General features: G+C 38.7%; 15 protein-coding genes. 7 read left to right on the forward strand and 8 right to left on the reverse strand.

Going from position 1 to position 17,824, the window contains the following annotated elements:
- Positions 1-52: 52 nt before the first annotated feature.
- On the reverse strand, positions 53-688 hold the full coding sequence (locus tag CHU_RS06965) for a DUF4337 domain-containing protein (RefSeq protein ID WP_049755493.1): 636 nt from the start codon (positions 686-688) through the stop codon (positions 53-55).
- A 5-nt stretch (positions 689-693) separates the two neighbouring features.
- Positions 694-1,632 (reverse strand): Ppx/GppA phosphatase family protein, encoded by a 939-nt coding sequence (locus tag CHU_RS06970; protein ID WP_011584818.1) that lies wholly within the window; start codon positions 1,630-1,632, stop codon positions 694-696.
- Positions 1,633-1,931: 299 nt separating this feature from the next.
- On the opposite strand from CHU_RS06970, the gene CHU_RS06975 reads away from it, so the two are divergent.
- The 7 genes from CHU_RS06975 (at position 1,932) to CHU_RS07005 (ending at position 10,359) form a co-directional block, all read left to right on the forward strand.
- Positions 1,932-2,948 carry a homocysteine S-methyltransferase family protein gene (locus tag CHU_RS06975; protein WP_011584819.1) on the forward strand — a complete coding sequence of 339 codons (1,017 nt, stop codon included), beginning with the start codon at positions 1,932-1,934 and terminating at the stop codon, positions 2,946-2,948.
- Between the two features lie 12 nt (positions 2,949-2,960).
- The gene (gene metH, locus CHU_RS06980) at positions 2,961-5,654 is read left to right on the forward strand and encodes a methionine synthase (protein ID WP_011584820.1); all 2,694 of its coding nucleotides are present in this window, start codon (positions 2,961-2,963) and stop codon (positions 5,652-5,654) included.
- A 744-nt stretch (positions 5,655-6,398) separates the two neighbouring features.
- The gene (metF, locus tag CHU_RS06985) at positions 6,399-7,355 is read left to right on the forward strand and encodes a methylenetetrahydrofolate reductase [NAD(P)H] (protein ID WP_011584821.1); all 957 of its coding nucleotides are present in this window, start codon (positions 6,399-6,401) and stop codon (positions 7,353-7,355) included.
- A complete protein-coding gene (locus CHU_RS06990; RefSeq protein ID WP_011584822.1) occupies positions 7,355-8,224 on the forward strand; it encodes a hydroxymethylglutaryl-CoA lyase in 870 nt (289 codons plus the stop codon). The genes metF and CHU_RS06990 overlap by 1 nt, the downstream gene beginning before the upstream one ends.
- A gap of 30 nt (positions 8,225-8,254) precedes the next feature.
- A complete protein-coding gene (locus CHU_RS06995; RefSeq protein WP_011584823.1) occupies positions 8,255-8,995 on the forward strand; it encodes a (Fe-S)-binding protein in 741 nt (246 codons plus the stop codon).
- A 44-nt stretch (positions 8,996-9,039) separates the two neighbouring features.
- A complete protein-coding gene (locus CHU_RS07000; protein WP_011584824.1) occupies positions 9,040-9,510 on the forward strand; it encodes a DUF6495 family protein in 471 nt (156 codons plus the stop codon).
- Between the two features lie 66 nt (positions 9,511-9,576).
- On the forward strand, positions 9,577-10,359 hold the full coding sequence (locus CHU_RS07005; protein ID WP_011584825.1) for a zinc-dependent peptidase: 783 nt from the start codon (positions 9,577-9,579) through the stop codon (positions 10,357-10,359).
- A 64-nt stretch (positions 10,360-10,423) separates the two neighbouring features.
- On the opposite strand, the gene CHU_RS07010 is transcribed toward CHU_RS07005, so the two are convergent.
- The 6 genes from CHU_RS07010 to CHU_RS07035 form a co-directional block, all read right to left on the reverse strand.
- Entirely contained in the window at positions 10,424-10,627 is a 204-nt protein-coding gene (locus CHU_RS07010) for a transposase (protein WP_011584826.1), read from the reverse strand.
- A 61-nt stretch (positions 10,628-10,688) separates the two neighbouring features.
- Positions 10,689-11,138: an IS200/IS605 family transposase gene (gene tnpA, locus CHU_RS07015; protein ID WP_011584827.1), complete on the reverse strand. Its 450-nt coding sequence runs from the start codon at positions 11,136-11,138 to the stop codon at positions 10,689-10,691.
- A gap of 160 nt (positions 11,139-11,298) precedes the next feature.
- Positions 11,299-14,523: a M1 family metallopeptidase gene (locus tag CHU_RS07020; protein ID WP_041932247.1), complete on the reverse strand. Its 3,225-nt coding sequence runs from the start codon at positions 14,521-14,523 to the stop codon at positions 11,299-11,301.
- A gap of 2 nt (positions 14,524-14,525) precedes the next feature.
- Positions 14,526-15,734, reverse strand: a complete 1,209-nt coding sequence (locus CHU_RS07025) for a tetratricopeptide repeat protein (RefSeq protein ID WP_011584829.1) — start codon at positions 15,732-15,734, stop codon at positions 14,526-14,528.
- Between the two features lie 95 nt (positions 15,735-15,829).
- Positions 15,830-16,924, reverse strand: coding sequence for a DNA-processing protein DprA (dprA, locus tag CHU_RS07030; protein WP_011584830.1), 1,095 nt, complete (start codon positions 16,922-16,924; stop codon positions 15,830-15,832).
- A gap of 315 nt (positions 16,925-17,239) precedes the next feature.
- The gene (locus CHU_RS07035; RefSeq protein WP_011584831.1) at positions 17,240-17,578 is read right to left on the reverse strand and encodes a MerR family transcriptional regulator; all 339 of its coding nucleotides are present in this window, start codon (positions 17,576-17,578) and stop codon (positions 17,240-17,242) included.
- Positions 17,579-17,824: the final 246 nt, after the last annotated feature.

The following is a 17,824-nucleotide window of genomic DNA, read 5'->3' on the forward strand; positions in this document are numbered from 1 at the left end:
TAATTATACATCAACAGCCGCTCTTAACACTTAAAATACATTACTTATAACGTTACCCCATTGCAATTGAATAGGCATGAATCATAAAATACGTTCCAACAATACCCATTCCAATCATTAAATAAAGAAACATTTTACGGGTAGATGTTTTTTGTATCACTAAACTGATCGCGCCAAATACAATGCAGATCTGTAAAAACAAACTCGCAAGATCAAATTTATCTCCGGCTTCACCTAGTTTTTCGGCTTCAGCTTTCCATTCGGCTGCTCCGGTCACGTTTCCTAAAGCACCTGTTTTTTCATCTTTGATTACCCAATCTTTTTTATCAATGTTTGCAGAACCATTTCTGATTTCATCCATTTCTTTTTTATATCTGGCAATGTCTTTAGATTGAGAATTTTTAATAGAATCAACAATCTTTTCATGCCCCTCTTTTATTGTATTTGTTACTTCTAATGTTGTTAGCGATTGCAGTTGATTCTGACACAAAATAGATTTGATACTTTTGGCTTGAGACCATTCATACATAGCGGCACTTTCTTTATGTGCGATCATTTCATCGTCTCCGTATCTGCCGCCGCCTAAATCATTGATGGATAAAATTGCTGCAAAAACAGCAATAAGCACACCAATAAAAAGCTCTATATTTTTTCCTTCTGATGTTGTGCCTTCTTCATTCATTTCCATAAATACTATTTCTGATATTTGTTTACGTTTCGGATACTGTCTAAATCGGTAATGTGCAGGTGTTTGTTTCTTTCATACAGCATCAGCATTAAACCATCCTTCAAACCTACTTCCGGTACCAGCATGTTTTTAGCTTTTGCGAATTCCATTACACTCGTATAGATTTCTGATGCAGGAATGATGACATCGGCACGGTCACTGTTCAGCATTAATACATTGATACGGTCTTCGTAGCTGTATTGAGAAATGTTGTGCTGTACTTCCTCGATCTTTTTAAGCGAGATCATGCGCTTGTCTTTTTTAGATTTTTCCGTCGTACCTAATTCAAAAATTTTACCGATGTTACCGCCTGTACCAATAGCTGTAACAGGTTTAGGAAGTTTATCAATATTGTCTTTTACCCATTGTTTCATTGACTCCCATTCTTCCGGTGCATCCAGCCCCTGTAATCTTCTTACGGAACCAATCTTAAAAGAACGTGCGGCAATTTTTTTTCTGTTTACAAACAGGTTCAGTTCTGTACTACCGCCACCCACGTCAATATGGATATAGCTGTTATCATCAAGTTCATTATGTAAAACGGTATTGATGAGTTCCGCTTCTTTGTCTCCGTCAATAATATCGATATCTACGCCAACCAGACCTTTTACTTTTAAAACGATATCTCTGCCGTTTTTAGATTCCCGCATGGCGGAAGTTGCTGAGATCATGTAGTCGTCAACTTCGTATAATTCGAATAGATTTTTAAAGGTTTGAATGAGTTTGATAAACTTCATTTCCTTTTCCGCAGAAATCATTCCCAAACGAAATACATCTTCACCCAAACGCAACGGGAAACGTACATACTCCATTTTTTTGAACATAATCATTCCGTTGTATTCCAAGATTTTGCTTACTTGAAAACGAATGGCATTGGAGCCAATATCAACTGCAGCTAATTTCACGTAGTAATGTTTAGGTATTCGTTCGTTACATCAAAAATACACAGTTGCCACGGCTTTTAAAAGCTATTTACGGTCTTTGTACTAATAAGCATACAGGATACTGAATGCTTTGGAAAGCGGTTATTTGTCCACGATCGAAGTATAATCATTTCTGTAATATATTGAATGTTATGTATTTGAAATTATTATCGCGTTCCTTTTGTTACGCTTCCAGACTGTAAGTTTCAGGTAATTAGTTGTCTTTGCGCCTGCAAGTGTGTAGGTTTGTATTTGAGGCTCTTAGAAGAAAGGAATAATTTATGACCAAGGCAGATATACGCGGCGAATTAGCCAAAAGAATTCTGATTCTGGATGGTGCAATGGGCACCATGATTCAACGTTACACATTAGAAGAAGAAGATTTCAGAAACGATAAATTAAAAAATCACGATCACCCGTTAAAAGGTAATAATGATTTATTAAGTTTTACGCGGCCGGATGTGATCAAGGCAATTCATACCGAATATCTGGCAGCCGGTGCGGATATTATTGAAACAAATACGTTCAGCGGTACAACCATTGCACAGGCAGATTACCGTCTGGAACATATGGTCTATGACATCAATTACTACGGTGCAAAAATAGCACGTGAAGCCGTTGATGAATTTATGAAAAAGAATCCGTCTTCGCCGCAGCGCTATGTAGCCGGAGCAATCGGGCCAACAAACCGTACCGCATCTATTTCTCCTGATGTAAATGATCCGGGTTACAGAGCGGTAACCTTTGATGAGTTAGCGAAAGCGTATAAAGACCAGGCTATTGCCTTGCTTGAAGGTGGGGCCGATCTGTTATTGATTGAAACGATCTTTGATACCTTAAATTCTAAGGCGGCAATCTACGCGATCATGGAATTGTTTGAAGAAACCGGCAACGAAGTTCCCGTAATGGTTTCGGCAACAATCACCGATGCCAGCGGAAGAACACTTTCCGGGCAAACAACAGAAGCATTTTTAATTTCAGTTTCACACGGCCCTTTATTATCCGTTGGTTTAAACTGTGCATTAGGTGCAAAAGAATTACGTCCGTATTTACAGGTACTTGCAAAAGAAGCTCCATTTTTTGTAAGTGCATATCCAAATGCCGGCTTACCAAATGAGTTCGGACAATACGATGAAACACCTGCCCAGATGGCAGAGCAGATAACCGTTTTCCTTGAAGAAGGATTGGTAAACATTCTGGGTGGCTGCTGCGGCAGTACACCGGATCACATCAGGGCGATGGCAGAAGTGGCTGCAAAATTTGCACCGCGTAAATTAGATGAAACAGTAGAAGCGTAGTAGTTAGCAGTAATGAGTCACAAAATCGGTACATTAAAATTAAGCGGGCTTGAGCCGCTTATTGTTGATAAAGGTTCCATCTTCGTAAACATTGGTGAACGTACCAACGTTACTGGTTCCGCGAAGTTTTTACGGTTAATAAAAGAAAACAAATACGAAGAAGCCATTGAAGTTGCGTTAGACCAGGTTCGTGGCGGAGCACAGGTGATTGACGTCAATATGGATGAAGGGATGCTGGATAGTGAAGCCGCTATGGTGCGCTATTTAAATCTGCTTGCTTCCGAACCGGAGATCTCGCGTGTACCGGTAATGGTCGATTCGTCTAAATGGCACGTGATCGAAGCCGGTTTGAAATGTATTCAGGGAAAAGGTATTGTGAACTCCATCAGCTTAAAGGCCGGTGAAAAAGAATATCTGGAACAGGCCCGTAAAATTAAAAAGTATGGTGCAGCGGTAGTTGTTATGGCCTTCGACGAAGACGGACAAGCAGATACATACGATAGACGTATCAGTATTTGCGAACGTTCGTATCGTTTGCTGGTAGATAAACTTGATTTCAATCCGAATGACATCATTTTTGACCCGAATATTTTTCCTGTAGCGACCGGTATTGATGAACATAAAAATTACGCGCTGGATTTCTTTAGAGCAACGCGCTGGATCCGGGAGAACCTTCCGGGTGCACACGTAAGCGGCGGTGTCAGTAACGTATCGTTTTCATTCCGTGGAAATAATACCGTGCGTGAAGCCATGCATTCCGTGTTTTTATATTATGCCATCAAAGAAGGCATGGATATGGGTATTGTAAACCCTGCCATGCTTGAAGTATATGAGAATATTCCGAAAGATTTGCTTGAACGTGTTGAAGATGTATTGCTGAATCGAAGAGACGATGCAACTGAACGTTTATTAGAATATGCTGATCGTGTTAAAGGAACAGATAAAGTTCAGGTAAAAGATCTTGAATGGCGAAAGGGGACGGTTGAAGAACGGTTGACATACGCTCTGGTAAAAGGAGAAATTGAATTCATCGATGCGGATACAGAAGAAGCGCGTCAGAAATATGTGATTCCGCTGAAGGTAATAGAAGGCCCGCTAATGGCAGGTATGAACGTTGTTGGAGATTTGTTTGGCGAAGGCAAAATGTTCCTGCCGCAGGTAGTGAAGAGTGCGCGTGTAATGAAAAAATCCGTTGCCTATTTAATGCCTTTTCTGGAAGAAGAAAAAGCGAAGAACGGAGATCAGCGAAATGCCGGCAAGATCTTAATGGCTACCGTTAAAGGCGACGTACACGATATCGGTAAAAACATTGTTGGTGTTGTATTGGCATGTAATAATTATGACATCGTTGATATCGGAGTTATGGTGCCGGCTGCAAAAATACTGGAAACAGCGATCAACGAAAAAGTTGACATCATCGGACTTTCCGGGTTAATCACGCCGTCGCTGGATGAAATGGTAACCGTTGCGAAAGAAATGGAACGTGCCGGATTTAAAATCCCTCTACTGATAGGAGGAGCTACAACGTCACGTATTCATACAGCTGTTAAAATTGATCCGAACTACAGCGGAGCCGTTATTCATGTGCTTGACGCATCTAAAGGAGTGCCGGTTGCCAGTAAGCTGCTGAGTGATGATCAGAGCGAAGCATTTGTAAAAGAAATGAAAGCAGAATATGCCCAGCTCCGGGAAGATTATGCAAACAAACGTGAAGATAAAAATTACGTAACATATAAAGAGGCATGTGCCAATAAATATCAGGTGGATTGGGAGACGGCTAAGATCGTTACACCAAAACAGTTGGGCAATTACGCACTGAATGATTTTTCGCTGGAAGAAATTCGGGAATATATTGACTGGACACCTTTCTTTCAGACCTGGATGTTGAAAGGCAAGTATCCGAAAATATTAAAAGATCCGGTAATTGGTGTTGAAGCAACCAAATTGTTTGAAGATGCCAATGTCTTGTTAGATAAAGTGATTGCTGAAAAATGGCTTACGGCAAACGCTGCATATGGTATGTACCCCGCAGCTGTGGTAAACGATGATACCGTTGAAGTCTATTCCGATGAAACCCGAACAACGGTGTTAAAGAAATTTCATTTCTTAAGACAGCAAGGTAAAAAAGGTAAAGATGTACCGAACATTTCGTTGGCAGATTTCATTGCACCGAAAGAATCCGGTAAGTTGGATTACATCGGTATGTTTGCTGTAACGGCGGGCATGGGCATAGAGCCACATCTGGAGCGCTTTGAAAAAGATCACGATGATTATAACAGCATTATGCTGAAAGCGATTGCCGATCGGTTGGCAGAAGCGTTCGCAGAATGTCTGCACGCAAAAGTCCGCAAAGAATATTGGGGCTATGCATCCGATGAAACATTGGATAATGAAGAATTAATTAAAGAATCATACATCGGTATTCGCCCGGCACCAGGTTATCCTGCCTGTCCCGATCATACAGAAAAACCGGACCTGTTTAAATTACTTGATGCAACAAATAAGACAGGCATCATTTTAACGGAGAGCATGGCTATGTATCCAGCATCTTCAGTTTCAGGATTTTATTTTGCCAATGCAGACGCCAAATATTTTGGTCTTGGAAAGGTGGCAAAAGATCAGGTTGAGGCCTATGCAAGCCGCAAAAACATGAATCTGTCGACCATGGAAAAATGGCTGGCGCCTAATCTTACATACGATATTTGATATTAATTCAATTAATTGAATTGAATCCCTGTTTATTCATTTAGACAGGGATTTCTTTTTTTAGTTTTAAAAAGGTCCTTATACAGGTCGATTTTGAAATTGAAATATTGAAATAGTACAATTTTTGAAAGCTATCGGGTAAAGTACATCAGGGATATTTTTTTTGAAAAGATCTTATTGTATAACTGCTTGTAAATTAAAAAGTTGGTTTTTTAAAAAGTCTTTAAAATTGTATTAATTTAAGTAAGTGTTATATAATTTGAATAAAAAAACAATCCGGCTAAAAGTAAAAATAATCGCATTTGATTGCAAAATGAGGCATTTTTAGTTAATTTAGTTTTACAATTCCTCCTAGAATTAAGCATACGCAAATAGTGGTTAATTCATTTTTGTAATTAAATAAACATATTTGCTTGACTAAAGTTAAAAATTCTACCGTTGCCAAACGGTAGAATTTTTTTTTGATATTGAGTTATAAAAATTGTGTTTAGTGGAGTGAAAAATATTTAACAAGTACAAATTGTTGATAACGCAATTCAAAAATAAAAGCGTTTGTTTTTTTTGATATGCATTTCATTTCGCATCATTCGATTTTCTAAAAAAATAATTCAGGTTTTCATTCAGACATTTTATTATGTAAATAAAATCGGTAATCATACAACGATTTATATTTAATGAGCGAATGGTATGCATTGTAATCGCTATGTTTTATGTATTTTTGTAAGATTACAACAAATATAATACATGAAGGTTACGGAGCACATTGCACAGGCAAAAGGTAAGACATTATTTTCAATTGAAATACTTCCCCCGCTTAAGGGACAAAACATACAATCTATTTTTGATGCTATTGATCCATTAATGGAATTTAAACCTCCGTTTATTGATGTTACCTACCACAGAGAAGATTATCAGATCAAAGAACGTGCTGATGGGACAAAGGAAAAGATCACTGTACGTAAGCGCCCAGGAACAGTTGGTATCTGTGCGGCGATTATGAACCGTTTTAAGGTTGATGCTGTTCCGCATTTGATCTGCGGTGGTTTTAACCGCCAGGAAACGGAAGATGCCTTGATCGATTTGCAGTTCCTGGGAATTGATAACGTACTTGCATTACGCGGCGACCCGATTAAGTTTGAAGGTAGTTTTGTAGCAAAGCCGGGCGGGTATAATTATGCCTGTGAATTGGTTTCGCAGATCAATGATATGAATAAGGGGATTTATGTAGAAGAAGATCTATTGAATCCGGCTCCGACTAATTTCTGTATCGGTGTGGCAGCATATCCGGAAATGCATATGGACGCGGCATCGATGGAAGTTGATATGAGAAATCTAAAACATAAAGTTGCATGTGGAAGTGATTACATTGTAACGCAGATGTTTTTCGACAATAAAAAGTATCTGGATTTTGTAGCGAACTGCCGCGCAAATGGAATTACGATTCCGATCATTCCAGGTATAAAACCATTAACAACTAAAAAACAATTACAGATCCTTCCAAAAATATTCCACCTGGTTATTCCGGAAGATTTGGTTAAAGAAGTTGAAAAATGTAAAGACGATGAGCAGGTTCGTCAGGTTGGAATTGAATGGGCGATACAGCAATCCAAAGAACTGATGCAGGCAGGAACTCCCGTATTGCATTATTATTCTATGGGAAAATCAGATACAGTCAAATCAATAGCTTCTAACGTATTTTAATGGAACCGATTGCTTCCCATATAAAGTTGATTGAATGCCCGCGTGATGCGATGCAGGGTATAATTCCCTTTATTCCTACGGAAGTAAAGGCTAAATATATCAATACGTTGCTGCGCTGTGGGTTTCATTCCATTGATTTTGGAAGTTTTGTTTCTCCTAAAGCAATTCCGCAGATGAAAGATACGGCAGACCTGCTGGATCTGCTTCAGCTGGATGGTGAACGTGCTGCATTATTATCGATCATTGCCAATGAAAGAGGAGCGGAGCAGGCGTTGACATATTCAGAAATTGATTATTTAGGTTTTCCGCTGTCTCTTTCAGAAACCTTTCAGCAAAAAAATACGAATAAAAGTATTGATGAGGCTATGCGAACCGTAGATGCTATTCAGCATTTATGTATCCGTCAGCACAAAAACTTAGTGGTATATCTGTCCATGGGCTTTGGTAATCCATATGGAGAGGCATATTCGCCGGCAACCGTAATTGATTTTGTAAAACAACTGGATCAATTAGAAATTACAACCATTTCCTTATCGGATACGATTGGAAGTTCAGAACCTGAATTAATTAAAAACCTGTTCCGGACATTACAGGCCTCTTATCCGCATATTGAATTCGGTGCACATTTTCATTCCCGTCCGGAAACAGCAAAGCGTAAAATACAGGCCGCTCTGGATGCAGGTTGTAAACGCATCGACTCTACCATATTGGGTATCGGAGGCTGTCCCATGGCTAAAGATGAACTGGTTGGGAACATCAATACCGAAGTATTGTTAGAAGAACTGGAAACACGCGCTATTCCAAGTGGTATTCATACCCTGTACTTTAAAGAGGCTTTGAAACAGGCTTCTGAAATCTTTATGAGATAATGCAGGTAACTGCAATAAACACATACATGAATGAGATCTAAGAAAATAATTGTTGATATTTTTATTCCTTGTTTTGTAGATCAGTTATATCCGGAAACGGGTTTTAACATGGTAAAAATATTAGAACATCTTGGATGTGAAGTTCATTATAATCCCAACCAAACCTGCTGCGGACAGCCGGCATTCAATGCAGGCTTCTTTGATGAAGCAAAAGACGTTGCGGTTAAGTTCCTGAAAGATTTCTCTACGCCAAACCGGTATGTGGTTTCACCATCTGCTTCGTGTGTCGGTATGGTATGCAACAGTTACAGCCGGTTGTTTGATTCTACTTCATATGTGCTGGATTACAAACGTGTGAAACAGAATACGTATGAATTTACAGAATTCCTTACAAAAATTTTAGGTGTTACATCTGTTCCCGGTGCAGCGCTCGATGCTAAAGTAACCTACCACGATTCCTGCAGCGGATTAAGAGAATGCAAGATCAAAGAAGGACCACGTGCCTTGCTGAACAATGTGAAAGGCCTGGAGTTAGTAGAACTGAAAGATAGTGAAACATGCTGCGGTTTTGGCGGTACCTTTGCGGTAAAGTTTGAACCTATATCTGTAGGCATGGCTGAGCAGAAAGTATTGAATGCAATTGATACAGGAGCCTCTGTTATTGTATCCACCGATGTGTCGTGTCTGATGCATATGGAAGGCTATATAAAGCATAATAAGCTTCCTATTAAAACCATGCATATCTGTGACGTGCTTGCCAGTGGTTTATAAAATCACGTCATTATCCGTATATATTTCTATTACAATCAATCAATATGCCTACCTACCGTTTATTAACTCTGGAAGAACTTACTGAACTTGAAAAAGAATTTGTGGAATATCTTGTGTTGAACGGGATCGCTGCAGAAGATTGGGTTAAGATAAAGGAAAACGATAAAGCAGACGCAGAACGACTGATTGAATTATTCAGCGATGTTGTCTTTGAAGGGATATTACGGAAAATTGCATATCTGGAATACCGTGCAGAAAATTTTGTACACGCGTTCCAATGTTTGACAGATAAACTGGTACTGGTTGCAATGGAGTCTGAGGATGATACCGACGTGAATTTTTTAGATCCCGTATTTATCGAAGCTGCAACCATTAATCCGCCGGATAAACTGATTGTCCGTACGACTTCAAAACCGTATTCTAAAACACGTGAACTGGAATTGTTTGATATGATTCAGGCAGGTTGTATGATCTCTGACGGCGGCCTCTTTAAGGCTTTATGTCTGAAGTTGTAATTTTTTACATCATTTTTTTGGGAATTTTATTCCTGTTAAGAATCCATTTTATATTCTGAATAAAATATGATCAAATTATTTATTGTTGCTTGTGGTTATATTATTTATAAGCTTGGCAGGTATTGCAAGGAAAATGAATATTACATGGCCAGCCTGTTGATGTTGCAATATCATAAATCCTTGAGTGCAGAACGACAACAAATACTTTATACCAATTTTACGTATTATAAAAAGTTATCTGAAAAGAAAAAACTTGAATTTGAAAAGCGTGTTCAGCATTTTTTAACCAATAAATCGTTTATAGCTTCTGATGGTTTTGAAATAACAGAACAGATGAAAGTAATGATTGCTGCTACAGCTGTACAGATACTTTTTTGCCGTAAAGCATATTACCTTTCATCCTTTGATTTTATTGAGCTATTTGAAGAAGTTCCGGTTCATGTAGAAGTTATGCGCAAAAAGCGCATCATTCAGATATCATGGAATGAATTCAAAAAAGGATTTGATTCGCTTATAGATGGCTACAATCCCGGTTTGAAGATCATGGCTATGGCTTTGGATCTGGAGCATAAATTCGGAGAGAAGTCTCTATTCAGTCAGCAAACATATAAAGCATTTCAAAAAATATACAAGCAGGAAGCTGAAAAATATATTTTAAGCGGAAAATCCAAATACGATCATTATAATAAAGTAGACCGTACGGAATATTTTGCTGTTGCTGTAGAATATTTCTTCGAGCGTCCGGAACATTTTAACGTAAATCAACCTGCGATGTATCTGGCATTATCCAAGCTGTTGAGACAGGATCCGCTTGGGATGTATACATATAAGGAGAAGGTATTTGAGTAGATTATTCTATTCTATCCCAGGGGCGATGCCCCTGCTTTTGATATACAAGCTTTCAGGCTTGGTTTTATACCCAAAAATATTCAGCATCGTATTCTGAAATATGATATTTTTTCATAAAGTTTTCAACTTCATCCTTAAACGATGTAATCTTGTGGTGTTGTTTTTGATGAATGATATAAGTAGATACAACTTCAATTTTTGAACTGCTTACTGAAAATGCTCCATAACCGATTTGCCACGTAAAACCATCAACACCTTTACTTTTCATCCATCGAAATCCTAGGGGCGCTGCCCCTAGTTATAAAATGTAAGCCTTTCAGGCTTAGCTGCTATACCCAAAAATATTCCGGATCATATTCGCATAGGTGATATTTTTTCATGAATCCTTCAACTTCATCCTTAAAGGATATAATTTTATGATGTTCCTTTTGATTCATAATGTAATTAGAAACAGTATCTATTTTTGAACTGCTTACAGAGAATGCGCCATAGCCAATTTGCCACGTAAAACCATCAATACCTTTACTTTTCATCCATTTAGAAGAATGTTTTTTTATTTCTTCTATAATTTTAACTAAAGTATAGTTTTTCGATAACCGGAAGAGTATGTGCATATGATCCGGCACAGAATTTATTTTTATTGCCGGAGATTCATAACTTTTTAATATTTCAGCAATGTATTTATGTAATTCCGTTTCAACAGAGCCGATAATAAAAGGATAACGATTTTTTGTACCAAAAATCAGATGTATATACATCTGTGAAAGTGATTGTCCCATTAAAATTAAAATAACTATTTAAGATAAAAACTAACGATAAGAAATAATGTAAGGCTGAAAGCCTTAAATATCAAAACTAGGGGCATCGCCCCTAGCAAGTATAAATGTATAAAACATCCGTAGAGCGTTTCACAACTCTACGGATAAAAAAACGTAAACGTTAAAAAGCTCTGTTCACCGACAACACCCATCTGAAGTCAGCATAATTTGTGCCGTCAACAGGTGTGTTGATCCACAAGGGGAAATCTGCCCGGATGGTAAGCGGAGTAATGTCGTATGGAGTGAATTTTATTGTCATGGCTGTTCCCAAGCCGGCATCCATACGTACGCTGCTCCAGTATTTTTTTGTTGCGACATTATAATTTAAGATACCTGCATCAAAGAAACCATACATGTCAAGATGGATGTTCTTAGTAATTCCTTTCGCTTTTACTTTTATGTACTTATCAAAATCCAGTTCGAGATTAACGGCGCCGCCTGATTGACCATTGTATGCATACACAATACTATCGCCGGTAGGTGTGCTTATTTTTTCTGCGCAATAACTGCCTGCATAACCTCTCAGATTTAAGCCGCCGCCATATTGAAAATGGTTGGTTGCGTTCTGATAATTCAACCAGTCGTACGGCACAAAACCAATCGCGCGCGTGTATTTATTATCGATCAGTTGCTCCTGGTTTGCACCCGCTGCATACAACGAACTTTCAAGCGGTACATCATTCAGCCCTAGCTGAGCAAAGATGCGCGTTTTTAGATCCAGCTTTTTCAGCGCATACGTATTTTTCGCTTCACCGGTAATCTGTGAATAGTTGTAATCACTTGCGATGAATGGTACACGTAAGCCAATACTTACCGTTCCGCTGCCTTTTGTATACGTGTAATTGCGTAACAATGAAATATTCAATGACGCATTAATCCATTGTGTCGATTGATTCCGCACACCCCATTCAGAAGGATATAATAAATAAGGCTGATAATTATATTCGTTTACCAGGTATTTTGCATATACAGAAAGCCTGGTATATCTCGTGTTCCGTTGATCCTGTGTGCGGAATATTTTTTCAAAACCAACTATACCTTTCCATATACCGGCATTGAAAGCCAATTGTGTATTAGCGGATAGTTCTTTTGAAAGCAAACTTAACTGACGGTTATACATTGCATTAAAAGCAATGTACTGAGGTTTGAGATCTGTTGGCTGCCGTATATACTGACCAAGCGTGGTATTGCCCCAAACACTGATGTGGTAATTATACCGGTTGAAATATTTACCTTCAGCATGTGCGCCAAGCTGAACACCATCAAACCCATTGTACCAAACATCCGGACGAACATAATTTCTCCGGTACTTCCAGTTTTTAGCAGTCGGAACACGGTGGTCAAATTGCCAGGTACGGTTTGTTTTTTTTCCCCATTCATTGTTTGAATTATTGATGTCCGCAAGCAGCATTTCCGGATCAATAATCACAGACTTGATTTCAGAAGACGTTTTAATTTCTGTTGTATACGTAGGCTGAAGCAGATCCCATCCATACCATTTTTTTAATACACTGTCTTTTGTTGGGGGAACAAACCAGGTGTTCGGTATTAAATAATGTTGCTTTGTACTATCTTTACATATAACAACAAATTTTAGCGGCATATTCATGCGGCCCAACCGTTCAAACGTAAGCGCATACGTATGCTGATTGTCAGCTTCGGATACATGCTTTACCGATTTAACATTATAGTCAATGTACTTGGTTGTTTCAAGCCATTGATCAAAGAACCAGTTCAGATCAACGTGTGTATATTCAATAATCGCATCTCTGAAATCTTCGGGGTAGGGGTGCGCGAATTTCCATTTCTGCACATAGTGTTTCATTGCTCCTATAAAAAGCGAATCGCCCAGTACATACTTTAAATTGTATAACATAGTTCCGGCTTTGTAATAAACCAAACCATAATTACCGCTATGCCTTACTGCTCCGTTAAACGCACACGAATGTGTGTTGATCGGTTCATCAAAATTTTCTGTAACATGGTTAAGGTACGGATAATATAAATTTTCATACCTGTTATCAGCCGAATCAATGTATTTGTCGACACGCTTATTAGGGTGGATGCGGTCACGTTTTGCTCCCAGGATTTTATCCATTGACCATACTGTTAAAAACTGCGTGAAGCCTTCGTCCATAAAGGCACGGTATGTTTCGTTTGAACCAACCATGCCATAAAACCACATGTGTCCGACTTCATGCGACAACAAATACTGGTGCTGCGGATACGTACCATTATCTAAGGTAAGCATTGGATATTCCATCCCGTCTTTTGCATCCGCAACAATAATCTTAGGCCAGTCATACATGCCGAAATCATTGGAGTATGTTTTAATGATCTGTGCGGTATACCAGCCAGACTGCTGCCATTTAGAAGCATGCGGTTCCTGTGCCAGTGTTATTACACGTACACCGTTCCATGATGTTTCACCAATGCGGTATAACGGATCAGCTGTGAAGGCAAAGTTGTGTACATTTTCCGCGTGGAAGTACCAGGTCTTTGTTTTACCGGCAACTTTGGGAATAATGATGGATGGAGCTTCATTGAATGGTTTCTTTGCAAAGTTTTTAATGTCGAGTTTTGCACGTAACGAATCGGGTAGTACTTCTTTTTCATTTAGCAATACTCCTGTGGCGTCAAGTACATATTCCTGCGGAAACGTTAATGCAACATCAAACGTACCGAAGTCGTGATAAAATTCTTTGTCCAGATCCTGATCTGTTGTCCATCCGAATTTAGAATCATATACACATACAGAGGGGTACCAGAACACGCCGTCAAAATGTTTGGTGTTAAATGTTTCATAGAATTTCATGCGGCGGCGCATGCTGCCATTGTCGTAATACGTTTTGAACGTCATGGTTACGACCACTGAATCACCGCTTCGCAGCGGCTTATTCAGAAATATTTTCAGTATCGTATTGTCTAATTCAAGTTTTACTGCTTGCCCGTCTACCTGAATGTTCTCAGTAGTTGTACCCAATCCTTCCTGCTCGTATTTGCCGTACTTGATCGGAATTTTATTATTCTGATTTAAATTTTCATAATACGAACCGGGTTGAGCCATATTCTGAAAAAGATGGAAATATAATTCCTTCAGTTCATCCGGAGAGTTATTCCAGTATACAAGCCGGTAAGAATTCCCTGTTATGGTATTCAGAGAATCATCCAGTGTTGCATCAATGGTATAATGCACATCCTGCTGCCAGTAGTCAGCTCTTGGTGCTTTGTTTTTCCAATAGTTTTTATTTGCCTTTGAACGGAATGTATTGGCTGGAAAAGGACTGGCCTGTGAAAAAGAAACGAAATAAGCCAGAAGCAACAGGGCAAGAAACGTATATCTCATAATTAATTTCGACAATATTTGTATAAGGAGGGCTTGGCAGCAAGTACGTGTAAACTATCTGCTTTATAGAAATTGCTACACGCTTTTAACGTGTCGTTATTCCTGAGATGTATTTGTCCAAGAAAATAATAAGCCTCACCATTAGCCGGGAATCGTTTTATCGTTTTAGCAAGTTGGGCCAATGCGTAATCTTCGTTGTGTTCATTGTAATGACATACGGCAATTTTAACAGACGCTTCAGCCGATGTAGGGTGCAATGCAAGGAATTTTCTATAATTATCACGTGCCTGGTCGTAAAATCTTGTCTGGAAAATAACATCTCCACGGTAATACAGCACACTGTCGTCTCTTTTATAATCAGGCAAGAATGATACTTTATATAAATTATCTGCCGCTTGTTTGTAGTCGCCGGTTTTTAAACAGGCTTTTATCGATTTTAAACCGACACGTCTTTTATCAACAGGCATTTCGAAATTTTCAAAAGAGCGTTTGTAATAAAGTGCAGCTAAGGAGTCTACGTTTCTTGTTTTTTTCAGCAGTTCAATACTTGTTGCATCGAAGTCCGGATCCTGAAAATTTTTCTGCAGTTCCAGGTCATAATAAAATAAATCATATGAACTGTTTGTAGCAAACTTTGAGTACAGGTCTCCGATCTTTTCGTTAACCTCCGGGTTTTTTAAATTTATTTCTAATGCAGAAAAGTAGAAGGATAGTGCCTGCATGTCGTTTCCTCTTGATTCAGCTTTTAATCCTTCATTAAAATATTTTTTTGAACTGTAGGTGTTCATAAACGAATAAAACCAGTAGCAGGCGAATATAAATACAACAGCTCCTATGGCAATAGAAATGTAGTAGGTATTTAATTTTTTTTGATATGCAGAAGTTCCTGATGCCGCAGGTTTAGGTCTTCTGTATTTAGGTTGCTGGTAGGTTGCTGTTGGCCGTTGATAGGCACGTTGTTGATTTTGTGCCGGCCTGCTTTGTTGAGCATGCTGCCCATACTGCAAACGGAAATCATAATTTTGCCTTGCTTGCTTATCTGAAAGTATTTGGTATGCTTCGTTTATTTTTTTGAAATGTTCTTCATAAAAAGCTTCCCCGGGATGTTTATCAGGATGATATTTTTTGGCTAAATCCTTAAATGCTTTTTTTATATCTGCCTCTGAAGCATATTTTGATACACCTAATAGTTCATAGTATGTAGACGCCATAGATAAATTTTTCCTGTAAAGTGTATCAAGATAGAAAAAGCCGTTTAGTTCACAAAGTGAAACAAACGGCTTTTATCAACGATAGGAGAAATATGTTAACGTAAAGAGAATTTTTTGCCCGGAAGCGCCTTCACAATTCCTTTGAACTCCATTTCCAATAATACCGAACTGATCTTTTGCATGGATAACTGCGACTTCCAGCTTAATTCATCAATATGTATGCCCTCATTATCGGTAAGTACAGCATAAATCATCAGCTCATCTTCTTCCAGATCAGCTAAGATAATATGTTTGTGTGCTTGTTGGGAAGGCGTGATGTCCCAGTTTAATAGTTCAATTAAGTCCGCCGCAGACGTTAATGCATGCGCTTTATTTTGTTTGATCAGATTGTTACAGCCTTCTGAAGCCATATCCGTTATTCTGCCTGGTACTGCCAGTACTTCCCGGTCATAACTATCAGCAATTTCAGCAGTGATCAAAGCACCTCCCGATTGCGTCGCTTCTATAACAATGGTAGCATCTGTCATGCCTGCAATGATGCGGTTTCTGGCTGGAAAGCGCATGGGTTCTGCAATGGAATCAAATGTATATTCGCTTAATAAACCACCTTGCTCCAACATTTTAAGAGCAGTGTTTTTGTGTACGGAAGGGTAGATGATGTTTGTGCCATTGGCCATAACACCTATGGTTTCCAGTCCAAGTTCCAATGCGTCGCGGTGCGCCTGTATATCTATTCCATAGGCCAGCCCGCTAACAACAAGCGGTTTATAAGATGCGATCTCTTCGAGTAATTTCCGTACAACCGATCTTCCGTATTCGGTTGCTTTTCGTGTTCCAACAATCGCAATGGATTTAGGTGGATTAAGGGCTGATGATCCTTTATAATAGAGAAGTGTAGGAGCATCCGGAATTTGTTTTAGCCGGTTGGGATAATCCGGATCGGTGTAAAAAAGCAATTGCGTGTCGAGTTTTTGCGCGCGCTCTACAATAGATTCCGCTTCATGTAAAACAGATGCGCTGTAAATATTATCAACCGTAACAGCTCCGATTCCCGGAATGTTTTTGAGTTTGCCTTTAGGTGTTTTAAAAATCTGTTCGGCGCAGCCGCAATAACTGATCAGCGTTTTAGTTGTAGCTGCGCCAACACCAGGGATAAGGCCCACGGCAACCTGGTAAATTTTTTCCTGCATAGCTGTGAAGGAATGTTTATTGAAGATTTTATGCTAATTTTTAAAAGTATTACACTTATTTACAAGTGTAAGGTTTAGAGTGTAAAGTGTAATCGTATCTTTTTTTAGTATATAGTGTAAACGTGTAAAGTGTAGTCGTATCTCTAATCGGTTTCAAATATAATTTAAAAGTCTGTTTAGATATCAAAAGTAAATATGAATTCGAGTGATTGATAGAGTCTACACTTTACACTTTAAACTCTACACTTATTAAGCTTTACTCTAAAAACTTATTACCCCTAAACTATACACACTAATCCACTCTAAACTAGCTCGCTATTCCATCTGCTTCTTCAAGTCAACCAAAAAATCCCGTACTTTCTGAAGAGAGTCCAGTAGTTCCATTTTATCTTTCGATTTATGGCGGTCTACTTTAAGCATTTCTTTTGCACCCTGCAGCGTATACCCGCGTTCTTTTACCAGATTGTAAATGAGCCTGAAATTCTCAATGTCTTCTTTGGTAAACTGACGGTTTCCGCGACGGTTTTTTTGCGGTTTAAAGATATCGAACTCTGTTTCCCAAAAACGAATCAGGGAAGGAGCAACTTTAAACATGGCAGAAACCTCGCCAATGCTGAAATATTTTTTTTCTATATCTTTCTCTTTGTAAGGCAATTTGGTAGCTGTATATGTATGAATACCTGAACGCTTATCCTCAAAATTACATATTCCGGCGGTTACATTTCTGCTCTAAACCTTTCAGTATTTTAATTGTTTTCCACATTTCAAGCTTCTTTGTGGAAAAACCTTCATTATGAAGCCGTTTCGCATTCCAAAAATTACATAAAAAGTTAAATCTGTTCAGTAAAATGGCACTTTTGCCGTGGTTTTTTCCTAAATTTGAATCTTATAAAATTCTGT

Source organism: Cytophaga hutchinsonii ATCC 33406 (assembly GCF_000014145.1).
Classification (GTDB): Bacteria; Bacteroidota; Bacteroidia; order Cytophagales; family Cytophagaceae; genus Cytophaga; species Cytophaga hutchinsonii.